Annotated in this window: 18 protein-coding genes; 8 read left to right on the top strand and 10 right to left on the bottom strand. The window is 57.2% G+C overall.

Translation table 11 applies throughout. The annotated features are described in order from the left end of the window. The first annotated feature begins 34 nt into the window (after nucleotides 1-34). The 3 genes from ispH (at nucleotide 35) to rnhA (ending at nucleotide 2,026) form a co-directional block, all read left to right on the top strand. A complete protein-coding gene (ispH, locus tag BFP70_RS15205) occupies nucleotides 35-982 on the top strand; it encodes a 4-hydroxy-3-methylbut-2-enyl diphosphate reductase (protein WP_066012500.1) in 948 nt (315 codons plus the stop codon). After that, entirely contained in the window at nucleotides 979-1,407 is a 429-nt protein-coding gene (locus BFP70_RS15200) for a DUF3429 domain-containing protein (RefSeq protein ID WP_066012499.1), read from the top strand. The genes ispH and BFP70_RS15200 overlap by 4 nt, the downstream gene beginning before the upstream one ends. Nucleotides 1,408-1,552: 145 nt before the next feature. Next, entirely contained in the window at nucleotides 1,553-2,026 is a 474-nt protein-coding gene (gene rnhA, locus BFP70_RS15195) for a ribonuclease HI (RefSeq protein ID WP_066012498.1), read from the top strand. Here rnhA and BFP70_RS15190 read toward each other — a convergent pair. Both BFP70_RS15190 and BFP70_RS15185 read right to left on the bottom strand, forming a co-directional pair. Further along, nucleotides 2,012-2,728, bottom strand: a complete 717-nt coding sequence (locus BFP70_RS15190; RefSeq protein WP_066012497.1) for an LrgB family protein — start codon at nucleotides 2,726-2,728, stop codon at nucleotides 2,012-2,014. The two genes, rnhA and BFP70_RS15190, sit on opposite strands and share 15 nt — an antisense overlap. Beyond that, nucleotides 2,721-3,077, bottom strand: a complete 357-nt coding sequence (locus BFP70_RS15185) for a CidA/LrgA family protein (RefSeq protein ID WP_066012496.1) — start codon at nucleotides 3,075-3,077, stop codon at nucleotides 2,721-2,723. The genes BFP70_RS15190 and BFP70_RS15185 overlap by 8 nt, the downstream gene beginning before the upstream one ends. 226 nt (nucleotides 3,078-3,303) lie before the next feature. Here BFP70_RS15185 and smc point away from each other — a divergent pair, with 226 nt between their 5' ends. Then, on the top strand, nucleotides 3,304-6,762 hold the full coding sequence (gene smc, locus BFP70_RS15180) for a chromosome segregation protein SMC (protein WP_066012495.1): 3,459 nt from the start codon (nucleotides 3,304-3,306) through the stop codon (nucleotides 6,760-6,762). A gap of 4 nt (nucleotides 6,763-6,766) precedes the next feature. On the opposite strand, the gene BFP70_RS15175 is transcribed toward smc, so the two are convergent. Further along, nucleotides 6,767-7,459 (bottom strand): RluA family pseudouridine synthase, encoded by a 693-nt coding sequence (locus BFP70_RS15175; RefSeq protein ID WP_083217543.1) that lies wholly within the window; start codon nucleotides 7,457-7,459, stop codon nucleotides 6,767-6,769. Between the two features lie 85 nt (nucleotides 7,460-7,544). Between BFP70_RS15175 and BFP70_RS15170 the strand changes: the two genes are divergently transcribed. Together BFP70_RS15170 and BFP70_RS15165 are read left to right on the top strand one after the other, a co-directional pair. Further along, nucleotides 7,545-7,892 (top strand): STAS domain-containing protein, encoded by a 348-nt coding sequence (locus BFP70_RS15170; protein ID WP_066012493.1) that lies wholly within the window; start codon nucleotides 7,545-7,547, stop codon nucleotides 7,890-7,892. After that, nucleotides 7,882-8,406, top strand: coding sequence for an ATP-binding protein (locus tag BFP70_RS15165; RefSeq protein ID WP_066012492.1), 525 nt, complete (start codon nucleotides 7,882-7,884; stop codon nucleotides 8,404-8,406). Before BFP70_RS15170 ends, BFP70_RS15165 begins: the two co-directional genes overlap by 11 nt. Here the strand turns inward: BFP70_RS15165 and hspQ are convergent. Next, complete coding sequence (hspQ, locus tag BFP70_RS15160; RefSeq protein ID WP_066012491.1) at nucleotides 8,403-8,735, bottom strand: heat shock protein HspQ; 333 nt, start codon at nucleotides 8,733-8,735, stop codon at nucleotides 8,403-8,405. The genes BFP70_RS15165 and hspQ overlap by 4 nt on opposite strands. A gap of 190 nt (nucleotides 8,736-8,925) precedes the next feature. On the opposite strand from hspQ, the gene BFP70_RS15155 reads away from it, so the two are divergent. Together BFP70_RS15155 and BFP70_RS15150 are read left to right on the top strand one after the other, a co-directional pair. Then, complete coding sequence (locus BFP70_RS15155) at nucleotides 8,926-9,510, top strand: lytic transglycosylase (protein WP_066012490.1); 585 nt, start codon at nucleotides 8,926-8,928, stop codon at nucleotides 9,508-9,510. 60 nt (nucleotides 9,511-9,570) lie between these two features. Beyond that, nucleotides 9,571-10,452, top strand: coding sequence for a ribokinase (locus BFP70_RS15150; RefSeq protein WP_066012489.1), 882 nt, complete (start codon nucleotides 9,571-9,573; stop codon nucleotides 10,450-10,452). Here the strand turns inward: BFP70_RS15150 and phoB are convergent. From phoB to BFP70_RS15120, 6 genes are all read right to left on the bottom strand, one after another. Further along, nucleotides 10,437-11,129, bottom strand: coding sequence for a phosphate regulon transcriptional regulator PhoB (gene phoB / locus BFP70_RS15145; RefSeq protein WP_066012488.1), 693 nt, complete (start codon nucleotides 11,127-11,129; stop codon nucleotides 10,437-10,439). The two genes, BFP70_RS15150 and phoB, sit on opposite strands and share 16 nt — an antisense overlap. A 1-nt stretch (nucleotide 11,130) precedes the next feature. Further along, nucleotides 11,131-11,838, bottom strand: coding sequence for a phosphate signaling complex protein PhoU (gene phoU, locus BFP70_RS15140; RefSeq protein WP_066012487.1), 708 nt, complete (start codon nucleotides 11,836-11,838; stop codon nucleotides 11,131-11,133). 14 nt (nucleotides 11,839-11,852) lie between these two features. Next, nucleotides 11,853-12,650: a phosphate ABC transporter ATP-binding protein PstB gene (pstB, locus tag BFP70_RS15135; protein ID WP_066012486.1), complete on the bottom strand. Its 798-nt coding sequence runs from the start codon at nucleotides 12,648-12,650 to the stop codon at nucleotides 11,853-11,855. A gap of 13 nt (nucleotides 12,651-12,663) precedes the next feature. Continuing rightward, complete coding sequence (gene pstA, locus BFP70_RS15130; protein WP_066012485.1) at nucleotides 12,664-14,016, bottom strand: phosphate ABC transporter permease PstA; 1,353 nt, start codon at nucleotides 14,014-14,016, stop codon at nucleotides 12,664-12,666. After that, nucleotides 14,013-15,476 carry a phosphate ABC transporter permease subunit PstC gene (gene pstC / locus BFP70_RS15125; protein ID WP_066012484.1) on the bottom strand — a complete coding sequence of 488 codons (1,464 nt, stop codon included), beginning with the start codon at nucleotides 15,474-15,476 and terminating at the stop codon, nucleotides 14,013-14,015. The genes pstA and pstC overlap by 4 nt, the downstream gene beginning before the upstream one ends. Before the next feature lie 88 nt (nucleotides 15,477-15,564). Further along, the gene (locus BFP70_RS15120; RefSeq protein WP_066012483.1) at nucleotides 15,565-16,605 is read right to left on the bottom strand and encodes a substrate-binding domain-containing protein; all 1,041 of its coding nucleotides are present in this window, start codon (nucleotides 16,603-16,605) and stop codon (nucleotides 15,565-15,567) included. Nucleotides 16,606-16,727: the final 122 nt, after the last annotated feature.

Raw genomic sequence — 16,727 nt, 5'->3', positions numbered from 1 at the left:
TGCGTAGCTCTGGCAATGGTATAAGGAGCGCACGATGAAACCTTCCCTTCGGCTGTATTTGGCGGCCCCTCGCGGGTTTTGCGCGGGTGTTGACCGCGCGATCAAAATCGTCGAGATGGCATTGGAGAAATGGGGCGCGCCCGTCTATGTCCGCCACGAAATTGTGCATAATAAATTCGTGGTCGACAGCCTGCGCGACAAAGGCGCTGTCTTCGTTGAAGAATTAGACGAATGCCCTGATGACCGGCCGGTGATTTTCTCCGCGCATGGTGTGCCCAAAGCTGTTCCGGCGGAAGCGCAACGCCGTGAAATGATCTATGTTGATGCCACCTGCCCGCTTGTGTCGAAAGTTCATATTGAAGCAGAGCGTCATCATGCCGCTGGCTTGCAAATGGTGATGATCGGCCATACCGGCCATCCGGAAGTGCTTGGCACCATGGGACAATTGCCCAATGGCGAAGTTATGCTGGTCGAAACAGTGGATGATGTTGCGCATCTGGCACCGCGCGATCCCGATGCATTGGCCTTCATCACGCAGACCACACTATCGGTTGATGATACCGCTGAAATCGTCCTTGCGCTGAAAGCACGTTTCCCCGCAATCGTCGGGCCAGCGAAAGAAGACATCTGTTACGCCACCACCAATCGGCAGGCCGCGGTCAAGGCAATCGCCCCGATGATCGACGCGCTATTGGTGATCGGCGCGCCAAATTCGTCGAATTCGCGCCGCCTGGTAGAGGTCGGCTCGGCTGAAGGCTGCGCCTATAGCCAACTTGTACAGCGCGCCAGCGATATTGATTGGCGGGCATTGTCAGGCGTGGCCTCAATCGGTGTGACCGCCGGCGCCTCCGCGCCCGAAGTCCTGATTGAAGAGGTGATCGACGCATTCCGCGACCGCTATAACGTCACTGTGGAACTGGTGGAAACCGCGAAAGAGCGGGTAGAGTTCAAGGTGCCACGCGTGTTGCGGCAAGCATCATGATCCGTTCCGGTGGGGCGAAAATTCCAACTGTGGCGCTTGGCCTCGGGCTCACAGGGCTGTTGCCATTCCTGTGGGGTGTGGTCGTTACGCAAACCGGGGCGCTTGCCTTACCTGCCGTTGTGCAGCCCCACATTGCAGTGCAGGCCTATGGGCTGATGATCTTCTGTTTCATGGCCGGCACGCTCTGGGGCTTTGCGGCCAAGGCGGGTTGGAGTGTCGGCTATGTCCTGTCCATCCTGCCAGTCCTGTTTTTCATGGCGCTGGCCGCGTTGGGGTTGCCGATTGGATTTGTGCTTATGGCCGGGTTTGTCATCTTACTGCCCCTGGACGGGCTCTTTCAAAAACGCGCCGCCGCCCCGCAATGGTGGTTAAAACTACGCATCGGGCTTAGCCTGGTCGTGCTCGCCTGCCTGTATACGCTCTGACACTAACGCCGAATGCTGGCCGCAGGCGGCACCGCCGCCTGGGCGGCGAGAGGGGGCTCGATGCCCCCCAAGCCGCCGCTTCCGCCAGATCCGGTCTTCACCTCGCCGCGCTTCGATAATTATATGCGTTCAAAAGGAATTCTCCATGCCCAAACTCATTGCCTATACGGACGGCGCATGTTCCGGCAATCCCGGACCCGGTGGCTGGGGGGCTCTTTTACGGGCGATGGATGGTGAAGTGGTCCTCAAACAGCGAGAGCTAAAGGGCGGAGAACCCGACACCACCAACAACAGAATGGAACTGCTGGCCGCGATTTCTGCCCTTGATGCATTGGAAAAGCCCGCAACGCTGACCATTGTCACCGACAGCGCCTATGTGAAAAATGGCGTTACAAGCTGGATCCACGGCTGGAAGCGCAACGGCTGGAAAACCTCGGCCAAGAAGCCGGTAAAAAACGTCGACCTGTGGCAACGCCTAGATGAGGCCCAAGCTCGCCATCAGGTGACATGGGAATGGATCAAGGGCCACGCCGGCCATCCAGAAAATGAACGCGCCGATGAATTGGCGCGCGCCGGTATGGCGCCATTCAAACCCGCCAAGGGATCAGCCGAAAAATGACAGGACCCAAGGCGCGATAATCGCTGTTAAAACGGCATTCATCCCCATCCCGATAGAGGCAAACGCCCCGGCTTGCTCATGCACCTGAAACGCCCTTGCCGTGCCGATTCCATGCGCCGCGACACCCACCGCAAATCCGCGCGCGCGCCAATCGCGAAACCCCAGTGCATTCAACATCGGCGTAACCGTGATAGCCCCGATAATCCCGGTCAAAATCACCAACGCTGCGGTTAAGGTTGGCTGCCCGCCCAATGCCTCGGAAATACCGATGGCAACCGGCGCCGTTGCGGATTTCGGCGCCAGTGTCGCCAACAGCTCATGATCTGCGCCCAAAGCCTTGGCAATCGCTAAAGTCGTGACAATCGCCGTGAAACTCCCCGCCAGCAGCGCGGCAAAGATAGGCAATGCCGCACGGCGCAGCGCGCGCAAGTTGGAATAAAGCGGTACAGCAAGGCAAACAGTGGCTGGTCCAAGCATGAAATGTACGAATTGCGCCCCGTTAAAATAGCTCTCATAATCCGTGCCTGTCAACCACAGCAGCAGGCCCAGAAAGACGGTGGCAATCATCACCGGATTTGCCCATGGCTTACGGCCCACCCCTCGGAAAATGGCATCCCCGGCCCAATAGGCAAATAATGTCGCGCAAAGCCATAGCAGCGGCTGCGAGGCAAGATAGGACCAAATTAACAGAGGGTCAGTCATGCGGCACCCGCTCTGTCATCTTGGCGACGGCGGCGAACACGGCCGCGCCCACCACAATCGCCAAGCAGGTCGACACCACCAATGACACGACAAACGCAAGCCCATGCGCAGCCAATGTCGGCACATGCGCCACCACGCCCACACCCGCAGGCACAAACAAGAGTGACAGATGGGCCAACAACCCCTGCGCCGTAGGCCGCACGAGATCACGCAACCGAACCGAGACAACCATCCCGATCAACATGAACACCATTCCCAAAACAGGGCCGGGCAATGGCAAGGCCATCCCGCGCGACAATATTTCGCCAACCAGTTGAAACAACAATATGATTGCAAGTGCACCGACCATGTGACCCCACTGTTTTGTCTGTCTTTTGGGTAAGCCGGGTGTGGCAATCCCGCAAGCGCGCAATCACATTCTGCTTGTCGCGTTTGTGATTTTTGCGCCGCGCGCCTTGAAATGTCGCGCAAATTTGTGGCCTGCTTGTGCAAAACACACTGCATATCAATTGACAGGCCCCATGCTAATCTGAAAGGACCGCCGACCTAAGACACCACAGAATCGGACACTTTCGTTGCGCTTTTCCCGACTCAGATTGAATGGCTTTAAAAGCTTCGTCGATCCGACGGATCTGGTGATCCATGACGGGCTGACCGGGGTTGTCGGGCCCAATGGCTGTGGAAAATCCAACCTGCTTGAAGCGCTGCGCTGGGTCATGGGAGAAAATCGCCCCTCTGCAATGCGCGGCGGCGGTATGGAAGATGTGATCTTTGCCGGTGCAGCCTCGCGTGGGGCGCGCAACTTTGCAGAGGTTGTGCTGCAACTGGATAATGGCGAACGTCTGGCGCCATCGGGGTTCAACGATGCCGATCTGTTGGAAATCACCCGGCGGATCACCCGCGACGCGGGATCGGCCTATAAGGTAAATACGCGCGATGTGCGCGCTCGCGACGTGCAGATGCTGTTCGCGGATGCCTCAACAGGGGCGCATTCCCCGGCATTGGTGCGCCAGGGCCAGATCAGTGAGTTGATCAACGCCAAACCCAAGGCCCGGCGCCGGATCTTGGAAGAGGCCGCTGGGATCTCGGGCCTTTATCACCGTCGCCATGAAGCCGAACTAAAGCTAAAAGGCGCCGAGGCCAATTTGCTGCGCGTCAATGATGTGATTGAACAACTGGCGACACAGCTTGCCACCCTGTCGCGTCAGGCACGGCAGGCGGCCCGCTACCGTGCCATTGCTGAAGATCTGCGCATGGCGGAAGGAATGTTGTTGTATCGCCGCTGGCGCGAGGCCGATGAAACGCGCGACACCGCAGAACAGGCGCTGACCACCGCGCATAAAAACGCCGCACAGGCTGAGCAAGACGCAGCGCAGGCTGAAACCGCCCGTGCCGCGCTGGAAGACCGCCTGCCCCCCTTGCGCGACGAAGATTCCATTGCCAACGCCATCTTGCAGCGGCTGACCGTGCGCCACGAACAGCTGGCCGCACAGGACACCGAGGCACAGGCCCGGATTGCCGCGCTGAAATCCCAGATCGCGCAATTGGATCGCGATATCGACCGGGAAGCCGAACTAAACCGCGATGCCGATGACACCATCGCCCGCCTGACCGCCGAGCACCACGAGATCCGCCTGGCCAGCGACGGTCATGACGCGCAACTTCTTGCGGCAGCAGACGCAGCCCAAGGTGCCGCAGAAGTTCTGCTGGAGCGTGAGACAGTATTGTCAGACATGACCGAAGAGGTCGCGCGCCTCGCAGCGCGCCACCAATCGGCACAGCGTTTAGTCACCGATCAACAGCTTAACCTACAAAAGTCGCTGGCCGCCGCGCAAGGCGCCCGCCAGACTGCCGAAACGGCACAAGAGGCACTGGACAGCGCCGCAACGCAACAAGATCTTGCCGCCTGCGCCCTGGATGAAGCAGCAGAGGCCGCCGAAACTGCCGAAGAGACACTGACTGGCGCCGAGGAAACCCGCAGCGCCGTACAAGACCAAGAGTCCACGGCACGCACTGCACGCGCCGTAGCCGAGGGCGAAGCAACCGCACTCACAGCCGAGCTGACGGCGCTGACCCGGCTGGTTGAGCGCGAAAGCGCCGATGAGGCACAGATCTTGGATGCGGTTCAGGTGGAACCCGGATACGAAGCCGCGCTGGGTGCCGCGCTGACTGAGGATCTTGCTGCACCAGAAGCGCAAGAAGACAGTGCAAGCGGCTGGGCCAGATTGCCAGATTACGACAGGCTGCAGCCGCTGCCGTCCGGGTTGATCCCCTTGGCAAATCATGTAACGATTCCTGCGGCCTTGCGCCGGCGGATCGAACAGATCGGCATTGCCCCAAGCCATGGTGACGGGGCTTCACTGCAAGCGTCGTTGCAGCCGGGCCAGCGTATCGTGACCCTGCAAGGCGATCTGTGGCGCTGGGATGGGTTACGCACCAGGGCCGATGATGCACCAAGCGCCGCCGCGCTGCGCCTGCGCCAGATCAATCGCCAAAACGAATTACAGCGAGATTTGGAAGACCTCCGCACCCGCGCGGATGATGCTATTGCGGCGCATGACACGATCACCGCGCAGCTGCATGATGCCACACAAGCCGATATACAGGCCCGCACGATCCGGCGAGACGCCGATCGCAAGCTGGCAGACGCTCAACGCGCCCTGTCCAAGGCAGAGGCAGACCGCTCCACCGCGGCCAGTCAGCTGGAGACGGCGCGGCTTGCCGCGACGCGCCATGCCGACGATGCAGCCGCTGCGCAACATGCACTGGACGCCGCACAGGCCGATCTGAACGATCTGGCGGATTTGAATGACGCTCGTGCGCAGGCAGATGCCGTTAAGGTCACGGTCGAAGCCGCGCGAATTACAATGATGACGCGCCGCGCCGCCCATGATGAGCTGCACCGCGAGGGGGAAGCCCGCCAAAAGCGTCAGGACCGGATCGCCAAAGAAATGTCAGGCTGGACAGATCGTTTGCAAAGCGCCGAGGCCCGCTCCAAGGAATTACAAACCCGACGCGACGATGCTGAACAAGATCTGCAAGAGGCCGCCGCCCTTCCAGAAGAAATCGCAGCAGCGCGCGACGACCTAGCAGTGCAGATTGCCGCGACACAAGACCGCGCCGCACAGGCCGCTGACGCCTTGGCCAGCGCCGAAACCGCCCTGCGCCACGCAGCGGTCATAGAACGCGATACAGTGCGCCGCTCAGGCGAAGCCCGGGAGGCACGTGCTGGCTGTGACGCGCGGGTTGAAGCCAGCGCCGCCGCCGTCACTGCCTGCGCCGACCGGATTGAAGAGGATATGGGGCTGACCCCGCATGACCTGCTATCGCAGCTAAAGCTTGGTCCTGATGACATGCCCTCGGTCCAGGCGCTGGACAGCGATGTGATCCGCCTGCGCCAACAGCGTGATGCGTTGGGTGCGGTCAATTTGCGGGCTGAAGATGACGCCCGTGAGATACGCGAAGAGCATGATACTTTGATTTCTGAAAAATCCGAACTGGAAGAAGCCATTCGGAAATTACGCTCTGGTATTGCGGGTTTGAACCGTGAAGGACGCGAACGCCTGCTGGCAGCCTTTGAGCAGGTGAATGAAAATTTCCGCACCCTATTCACCCACCTGTTTGGCGGCGGGGACGCCAATCTGATGCTGGTTGAATCCGATGATCCGCTTGATGCCGGGCTAGAGATCATGTGTCAGCCACCAGGCAAGAAATTGTCAACGCTTTCGCTGCTGTCGGGGGGAGAGCAAACCCTGACGGCCATGGCGTTGATCTTTGCCGTTTTCCTGGCCAACCCTGCACCGATCTGTGTCTTGGATGAGGTTGACGCGCCCCTTGATGATGCCAATGTAACGCGCTTTTGTGACCTGCTGGACGAGATGACGCGCCGAACCGAAACCCGGTTTTTGATCATCACCCATCACGCGGTCACCATGGCCCGCATGGACCGGCTATTTGGTGTAACGATGCAAGAACAGGGTGTCAGCCAATTGGTGTCGGTAGATCTGAAAGCCGCCGAAGCGCTGGTTGCTTAAGCCGTTAAAACGGGCATTGCGCGCTAAATGTCATGTGAATGCCCCCATCCGGATGCCGCAGCTTGAGCGTCTCTGCGTGCAGCATCAAACGGGCCACGTTTTGCGCCTCTGGTGGCGCATATAGCGGGTCGCCCATTATCGGATGTCCCAGCGATTGGGTGTGCACCCGCAGCTGATGTGACCGCCCCGTCAGCGGATACAGCCGCACCCGCGTGGTCGCGTCATCATGACGCAGTACCCGCCAATCGGTTTGTGCAGGCTTGCCGGTTTCGTGATTTACATGCTGACGCGGCCGGTTGGGCCAATCCACAATCAAGGGCAGATCGACACGGCCCTTCTTAGGCTCCAGATGCCCCCAAAGCTGCGCAAGATAGGCTTTCTTGGTTTGTCGATTTTCGAATTGCAGGCCAAGATGGCGCTGCGCATGGCGGGTCAAGGCGAAGACCATAACGCCAGAGGTATCGCAATCCAGCCGATGCACCAATAAAACATTGGGATATAGCTTGGCCAGCCGCGCGATCATACAATCGGCCTTATGCGGCCCTTTCCCAGGGACGGACAACAGCCCGGATGGCTTATTCACCACGAGGATTTCGTGATCTTCATGCAAAATGACCGGCGGATCCTGCGGGGGGGAATAGTGATGCTCCATCCTGTCGCTGTGCCGAATGCGAAACGTCACGTCAAGTGGTTGCATTTAGTGAATATCTGAATTGCGCTTACGCGATAGTAAGGATTGCCCGTTAAGACCTGTTACCAGACAGACCCGATCGGAGCCTGAAATGAACCTTTATGCCGAAGCGCGCAATGATGCGCTGTTAGTTCGTATCGACGAAGACAGAATTGATGCTGCAATAGCGATACGCTTCAAGGATTTGATGCGTGAAACCTGTGTACAGCCGTCAAGCCGGGTCGTATTGGATATGAGCAAGGTGAATTTTCTTGACAGTTCCGGCCTCGGCGCTGTGGTTGCCGTAATGAAAGCGCTGGGAAAGCAACGTCCACTGGAATTGGCCGGGCTGACCCCAAATGTTGCCAAAGTATTTCGCCTGACGCGAATGGATACGATTTTTCGCCTGTATCCAGATGTAGAGAGCGCGTTCGATCAGGAGATGCGCAATGCGGGTTGATCAGATTGAATTGGACTCTCGCCGGACGGTCACACATGCACCACACCCGCCAGCGCGGATCTTCCACCTAAGCTTTCCAGCCGATCCAATGTCGGTCCGCGAGGCCTTACGCTCGGCTTTGGCGCGTTTTGTTGGCCAAATGACAAGCGAAGAGGCCGGTACGCTGGAACTTCTTCTGGCAGAGGTGCTGAATAACATCGTCGAACATGGCTATGCCAATTCTGGCGATGGCACGATCACCTTATCGATCGTCAAAGACGTCCGCGGCCTGAACTGCTCTGTTATGGATGACGGGCCAGAGCTGCCTTTGTCCGTTTTCAGCCACACCGACGCGAGCGAGCAGGCCGCGCCCTATGCGGATGTGGATCTTGACGCGCTGCCAGAGGGGGGTTTTGGCTGGTTCTTGATCCGCGAATTGGCAGAGGATCTTGGCTATCGCCGTGAAGATGGCCGAAACCTTTTGGCGTTTCGATTGGCGCTGTCGGGTGTCGGACGCCATAGCGCCGTCGCTTAGTTCATCTGGAACTGTAACGAATACGCCCCGTCAGACACCGAAAAATCACCAAACAGATCCTGAAGATCGGGGTGGTCAACCGGTTCTCCTGTGGCGTCTTGAACCAAATTTTGCTCTGATACATAGGCCACATAGTAGTCGTTATCGGTTTCCGCCAGAAGATGATAAAATGGCTGATCTTTGGCCGGGCGCGCATCTTCTGGAATTGCAGCATACCATTCGTCTGTATTCGAAAAAATCGCATCGACATCAAAAACCACGCCACGAAACGGATGTTTCCGGTGGCGGACGACTTGGCCGATGTGATATTTCGCATGGGTGGTAAGCATAACTGGGCCTCGACTTTCCGTCAGTCTTACGGCGAATGCGGGTGTCATGTCCATCGGCAGACGCGTATTTCCGCGGAAACAGACTGTCAGATATCCTATGATAGTCGTTTTGTGATTTCAGATCTGCTCAAATTTTCGTAGTCTGTCGGGAATGTAGTGAAAATCAGATCCGATAGCGGGCAGAGCAGTTATGAAACATTTTTGGATGCTGGCACTTGTTGCCACGCTGGCCGCTTGTGGCGGCGGAGGCACAACAACCGCACCACGCAACCTGGACAACGCATGTCTTCTGGTGCGTGAAAAACCGAAATATTATTCCGCTATGCGGAAAACCGAACGGCGTTGGGGCATTCCGGTTGCCGTTCAGATGGCAACAATCCATCAGGAATCCAAATTCATCGGCAATGCGAAAACACCGTATCGCTTCGCGCTTGGCGTGATTCCTCTGGGTCGTCAAAGCTCGGCATATGGGTATAGCCAGGCGCTTGACGGCACATGGGACGAATATGTCGAACAAGCTGGACGGCGCAGCGCAAAGCGGAACCGGATCTCTGACGCCACCGATTTCATGGGCTGGTATATGGATGGATCGACCAAACGGTTGGGCATTTCCAAACAAGATGCGGCCAGCCAATATCTTGCGTATCACGAAGGCCGCGCAGGATTTGCCCGTGGCAGCCATAATTCCAAAGCGTGGTTGTTGAAGGTCTCGGCAAACGTCGCCCAGCGGGCACAGATGTATGAGGCCCAATTGATTTCCTGCGGCAAAGCCTGACGCGCCCTGGGGGATCATCGCCACGGCAATTGGCGGCATGGCCGACGAAAGGAACAGCATATGATCTTTAATCTTGGGTCTATCAATTCTGACCTTGTCTATGGCCTGCCGCATTTTCCTGCCCCCGGCGAAACCCTAAGTGCCATAAATCACCGCCGTGGGCTTGGCGGCAAAGGTGCAAACCAGTCCATCGCGCTGGCGCGTGCGGGTGCCACTGTCACACATATCGGCGCGGTTGGCCCCGATGGCGCATGGATGACCGATCAGCTGCGCTGTGCCGGCGTCGAATGCGATCACATTCAGCAGCTGGACTGCGCGTCGGGCCATGCCGTGATCTACGTGGATCCGCATGGCGAAAATTCGATCGTGATTTATCCTGGCGCGAATGTGGCGCTTCGCGACAATGACGTCATGGTAGCATTGGCGCAGGCCGGCCCCGATGACATTCTGGTACTGCAAAACGAAACATCTGCACTGCTCTCCGCCGCGCGCGCCGCCCATGCCAAGGGCATGTTTATCGCCTATTCCGCAGCGCCCTTCGATGCCCAGGCCGTGCGCGATATCTTACCCTATCTTTCGCTGCTTTTGTGCAACGAGGGAGAGGCACGCCAACTCTCGCAGGCACTGGGGTTAGAAGTTTCTGCGATTCCCGTGAAACATTTGGTGATTACCAAAGGGGCCAAAGGCGCGGTTTGGCTTGACCCAGCTGCCGATCCCATCACCGTACCATCGTTCAAGGTCATACCGGTCGATACCACAGGTGCGGGCGATACATTCGCGGGATATCTTGTGGCGGGCCTGTCCGAAGGCAAGAGCCCGGCGAACGCGATGCATTTGGCCAGCGCCGCCGCTGCTTTAAGCGTCACACGGGCCGGAGCCGCAGATGCGATTCCGACCCGTGCCGAGGTTGATGCTTTTTGGGCGGCTCAACCCAAAGAATAGCCGGTGCCACGCACGGTGCGCACCGGGTCTTGCCCGCCATGCACCATCAATGCCTTGCGCAACCGCCCGACATGCACGTCAATCGTACGTGTGTCGACATAGATATCGCGGCCCCATACACGGTCCAGCAATTGATCGCGGGTCCAAACCCGACCTGGCTTTTCCATCAATGTGGACAGCAAGCGGAATTCGGTCGGGCCCAGTTTCAACAATTCACCATCGCGAAAGACGCGATGCTCACTGGCGTCCAAAATAATGTCATCATAGGCCAAACGCTCGCCCATCGCGGCAGGGCGGGTCCGGCGCAATTGCGTGCGCAACCGCGCCATCAGCTCTACCACGGAATAGGGTTTTACGACATAATCGTCCGCACCCGTTTCCAGCCCACGCACCCGGTCAGATTCCTCGGTCCGGGCCGATAACATGATGATCGGGATATGTCGCGTTTCCGGCGATGCCTTTACACGGCGACAAATCTCAATCCCTGACACATTCGGCAACATCCAGTCCAATACGATCAGATCTGGCTTTTCTTCCTTGACCATCAATAGCGCTTCTTCGCCGTTGACAGCCATCACAACGCGAAAGCCTTCAGCCTCCAGATTATAGTTCAGCACTTCACGCTGCGCAGATTCATCTTCTACAACAAGCACACAGGGCTGCTGAGCAGGCGACATATTACCGTGTCTCCTCCAATTTAGGCACAGAGGACGACTTTGGCCGCGCCTCTTCTGGCAGATCGCCAGTGACAAGATAGATCACCTGCTCTGCGATGGATGTGGCGTGATCCCCCATCCGTTCAATATTCTTGGCAATAAAATGAAGGTGCATACAGGCTGTAATATTGCGCGGATCTTCCATCATATAGGTCAGGAATTCGCGAAATAGTGCGTTATACATCTGGTCTACTTCGATATCACGGTCGCGCACATCCGTGGCCAGGCTGGCATCACGCTGAATATAGGCATCCAGCGCATCTTTCAGCATCGCTTCTACGGCTTGCGCCATCCGCCGGATCGCCTTGGGCGAGCCATTCACATCCGGCACATCCAACAGCACCTCGGTGCGTTTGGCGATGTTTTTCGCATAATCGCCCACACGCTCCAGCGATGCGGCGATTTTGATGACCGACAGTGCCATGCGCAGGTCACGCGACACAGGCGCGCGCAGGGCAATCAGCCGCGCAGCCTCTTCGTTGATCTGTTCTTCCAATGCGTCGATGGCTTTGTCTTGGCGGCGTACAACGGCGGCCAAGTCGCCATCGCGGGTTTCCAGGGCGCGGGCACTGTCAAGGATTTGGGCCTCGATCATGCCACCCATTTTGACAACCAACGCCTGAACCGCTTCAAGGTCACGGTCAAATGCAGATGAGATATGCTCGCTCATTTCTGTGTCCTTCCTTAGCCGATCCGGCCGGTAATATAGCTTTCAGTGCGCGGGTCGGTTGGGTTGGTGAAAATCTGACCCGTTTCGCCATATTCCACCAGGTTCCCCAGATGGAAGAAGGCAGTCCGCTGGCTGACACGCGCTGCCTGCTGCATCGAGTGGGTCACAATTACGACCGAGAATTTCTCGCGCAGCTCATCAATCAGATCTTCAACCTGACCTGTTGCGATCGGATCAAGCGCCGAGCAGGGCTCGTCCATCAACAAAACCTCGGGCGAGGTGGCCACTGCGCGGGCAATGCACAAACGCTGCTGCTGGCCACCCGACAGGCCGGTGCCGGGCGCGTGCAAACGGTCTTTTACCTCATTCCAGATGGCCGCACCGCGCAGGCTGCGCTCTACGATTTCATCCAGATCGGCTTTGCTTTGGGCCAGTCCGTGAATACGTGGGCCATAGGCCACGTTATCATAAATGGATTTCGGGAACGGGTTGGGCTTTTGGAACACCATCCCGACCTTGGCACGCAATTGCACCGGATCAACGCGCTTATCATAGATGTCTTCGCCGTCCAGATTGATCGCGCCTTCAACACGACAAATATCAATCGTGTCATTCATCCGGTTCAACGTTCGCAAGAAGGTCGATTTGCCACAGCCTGACGGGCCGATAAAGGCCGTGACCGTCTTATCAAGGATATCGACATTGACATCTTTGATGGCGTGAGTGTCACCGTAGAAGACCTGCACATCGCGGGCCTCGATCTTGATCTCTTTGGAGTCCACTTTTCTCTCCGTCAGTCTCATGTCGTTCATATCTGCGTCCCTCTTACCAACGGCGCTCAAATTTACGGCGCAGGATAATTGCGATGATATTCATGCTTAGAAGGAACAGCAGCAGGATGATGATGCCACCCCACGCCCGTTCATAATAGGCCGGATCTGCCCGTTTCGCCCATTCATAGATCTGTGCCGGCATGGCAGAGTTTGGCGCCATGAACCCATCAATCAGATTACCTGGCGGATTGGTTGCGATGTAACCAATCATCCCGATCAGCAGCAACGGTGCGGTTTCCCCCAGCGCCTGCGCCAAACCAATGATGGTCCCGGTCAGGATCCCCGGCATCGCCAGTGGCAGGACATGGTGGAATACGGATTGCATTTTTGACGCACCGATCCCCAACGCTGCGTCACGGATCGATGGCGGAACTGCCTTCAACGACGCGCGGGTCGAAATGATGATCGTGGGCAACGTCATCAGCGTCAGCACCAGACCACCCACCAAAGGCGCGGATTGCGGCAGATGCATGAACTGGATGAACACTGAAAGGCCAAGAATACCGAACACGATAGACGGCACCGCCGCCAAGTTTGAGATATTGACCTCAATAATATCGGTCCAGCGGTTTTGCGGCGCGAATTCCTCAAGATAGATCGAGGCTGCGACACCGATGGGCAACGACAAACCCAGCACAACCAACATCATGAACAGCGACCCCAACATAGAGGTGCCGATCCCCGCCTGTTCGGCACGCGATTCCGACGCATCCGATCCGGTGATAAAGGCCCAGTTAAAGCCTTTGGCCGCGATACCCGCATCAACCAGCTTATCGGTCAGATCCAGCTGGTCGACATTGATATTCTTATCCTCTGCCACGCCCTCACGGGTCACGCGGCCCTTCAGATAGCCGTCAACCCGCGACGAGGCCAGCAGTTTGAACGTCACTGTTTGACCAATCAGGTTTGGATCCGAAACCACATCTTGGCGCACAACGTTCGCCGCCGATGCCGAGATCAGGTTTTTCATATCCCGCGCCGTTTGCAGCGGCGTGTCGATATTGGCGTCTTGCACCGCGCTCAGCAGCCCCGCCTGGATCAGCGGTGTATATCCAAATGTCGAAACTTTGGCGATATCCGCCGGATCGCGGTTGCCGTTTTTGTCCAGCTTGGCCGGGTCCAGATAAACTGGCACCTGCAAATAGGTCTGTTGATATGCCCCGATGCCATTGCTGATGATCGACACCAACAAGACGATTAGAAAGAAGATACCAAGGGCAATCGCCCCAATCCCCATTGCCTTAAACCGCGTCTCAGAGGCATTGCGTTTCTTCGTGCGGTCACTGGCCGTATGCAGTGAGCTGCGCTTAGGGGTCTTTTCGGGCGAAACGGTTGCGTCGGTCATTCGTACTGCTCCCGGTATTTGCGCACGATATACAGCGCGAAGATGTTCAACCCCAATGTGATGACAAACAGCGTCATCCCAAGGGAAAAGGCGACCAGCGCCTCGGGGGAGGCAAAGTCGGCATCCCCGGTCAACTGCGATACAATTTTTGCAGTGACGGTTGTCATAGCTTCGAACGGGTTCAGGCTTAGGCGTGCCGCCGCCCCTGCCCCCAGCACTACGATCATCGTCTCACCAATTGCACGCGATGCCGCCAGCAAAATCGCGCCGACAATTCCCGGCAGGGCGGCTGGCAAAATCACCTGACGGATGGTTTCGGACCGTGTGGCCCCCAACCCGTAAGAGCCATCGCGCATTGTCTGCGGCACAGAATTGATGATGTCATCGGAAAGCGACGACACAAACGGGATCAACATAATGCCCATCACCAAGCCAGCGGTCATCACAGAGCTTGCCGCATCCATCCACCCCAGACCGCCATCGCCGAACACGCGTTGCAGTAACGGCCCCACGGTCAGCAAAGCAAACAAGCCATATACGATGGTGGGAATGCCGGCCAAGATCTCAAGCAGTGGTTTCGCGAAGGCGCGTACCGGGCGGGATGCATATTCGGACAGGTAAACCGCTGCGAACAACCCGATCGGCACAGCCACAGCCAGCGCGATCAACGAGATATACAGCGTGCCCCATAGCAGCGGCAGCACCCCAAGCGCCGAACCGCCACCGAAGGACGGTGCCCAAGTGGTGCCAAAGAAAAAGTCGCTGAAAGAATACATGCGGAAGAATTCAATCGTGTTGAACACCAGCGAAAAGATGATTCCAATGGTGGTCAAGATCGCGATCATAGCCGCCGAAATCAGTGCAATTTTGACGCCCCGCTCCACGATATTACGCGCCCGCAGCTCTTTGTTGGTTTTCGACAGCGTATAGCCCATCAACCCCAGCGCAACCATAAGCACGACAACGGTCATCGCTATCTGTCCCGTGGCGGTCGCACCGCGATATTGCTGTGCAGCATCCAAAGTGACCATCGTCACATCAGAGCCCAGGGCAACCCCGACTGAGCCAAGAATAGCGCGCAGATCAACCGCACCAAGGTCGATATTGGCCGCCGCCTGCACGCTTAATGCGCCTTGGGCCACGGCGGCTTGCAGCCCTTCCGCGACGCGACGCACATCTGACATCACAAGATTCAGATTGACCCCTTCGTCCAGTTCAGACACGGGGATAAGCCCTGCGACATGCATGTTCACAACAAGCGGCTGCACAATCGTCCAGACGATCAACACCAGTAGTGCCGGAACAGCCGTCAACATCGCGACATTGCTGCCATAGTAGCTGGGCAATGAATGCAGCAGCCTGATGTCGCCATCGGCGGATTTGAGCGCGCGCGCGCGCCCGATAAAGTAACCTATACCGGCCAGGGCCAGAACGATCACTGCGAGCCATAACGCAGGCATGTGAACTCCGTCGGTTGGAAAAGGACCTAAAAGAGAAAAGGGGCGGCGAAATGTGCCGCCCCTGTCTGCGCACTGAGTGGCAGTGCGATTACATACCCGAATTCATGGTGACTTCGTCAGCCACAGCTGCTTGCGTTGCCGCCAGCTCTGGATCCGACACCAAACCATACTGAGCCAAAGGACCGTCTGGGCCAGCGATTTCGTCCGCGACGAAGAACTCAGCATATTCTTTCAGACCGGGGATCACGCCGATATGTGCTTTCTTCACATAGAAGAACAGCGGGCGCGACACAGGGTAGTCACCCGATGCGATCGTCTCGGTCGAAGGCGCGACGCCAGACATTGTCGCGACTTTCAGCTTGTCGGTGTTGTTCTCATAAAATGCCAGACCAAAGACGCCAACGCCACTGGTGTTGCTGTCGATACGGGCCAATGTTTCGGTGTAATCACCGTCGATATCGACCGACTTACCATCGGTGCGAACGGCCATGCACTGACCTTCGGCGTCATCTTCGGACATGCCGGCATCCAGCATCGCCTGCATTGCGCCTGTGTCTTCACAGCCTTGCAGCAGAACTTTTTCTTCAAACACTTCACGGGTGCCGTGCTTGGTGCCCGGAATGAACGTCGCAATTTCGGCTTCTGGCAGATCGGCGTTGAAATCCGACCAGTTTGTGTAGCTATTGTCAACCAGCTCGCCGTCCTTCAAGACTTTGGCAGCGATCGCGTTGAACCAGTCAGCAGGTTCAAATGCGGCGAAATCCGGGCCGGTTTTTTGCGAAGCAAAAACGATGCCGTCATACCCGATGCGCACTTCCATGATGTCGGTGACACCGGCGTCAGCACAGGCCTTCACTTCTGATTCTTTGATGGCGCGCGATGCGTTTGCAACGTCGATGGTGTTTTCACCAACGCCTTCGCAGAAACGTTTCAGACCGGAGGAAGAACCACCAGATTCAACAACCGGTGTTGGAAAATCAAAATTTTCACCGAATGCTTCTGCGACGATAGACGCGTAGGGCAGAACGGTCGATGAACCCGCAATTTGCAGATTGTCACGAGCAAAGGCGCCTGCGGTCGATGCGACCGTGATTGCCAGGGTCGATGCGGTAATATGTGCGAGTTTCATGGGTCTCTCCCGAATAATTGTCCTTGGGCCAGATTGGGGCCTCGCCGCACTGACTATTGATCGTGCGTGACGCTTATGCAAAAGAATTGTAACACTTAGATGACAATCAGAGAAACTCTTTG

Origin of the sequence: Thioclava sp. SK-1, from assembly GCF_001705665.1 — a bacterium.
Classification (GTDB): domain Bacteria; phylum Pseudomonadota; class Alphaproteobacteria; order Rhodobacterales; family Rhodobacteraceae; genus Thioclava.
The sequence above is the reverse complement of the archived record's forward strand: the minus strand, read 5'-3'. Positions and strand labels throughout refer to the sequence as shown.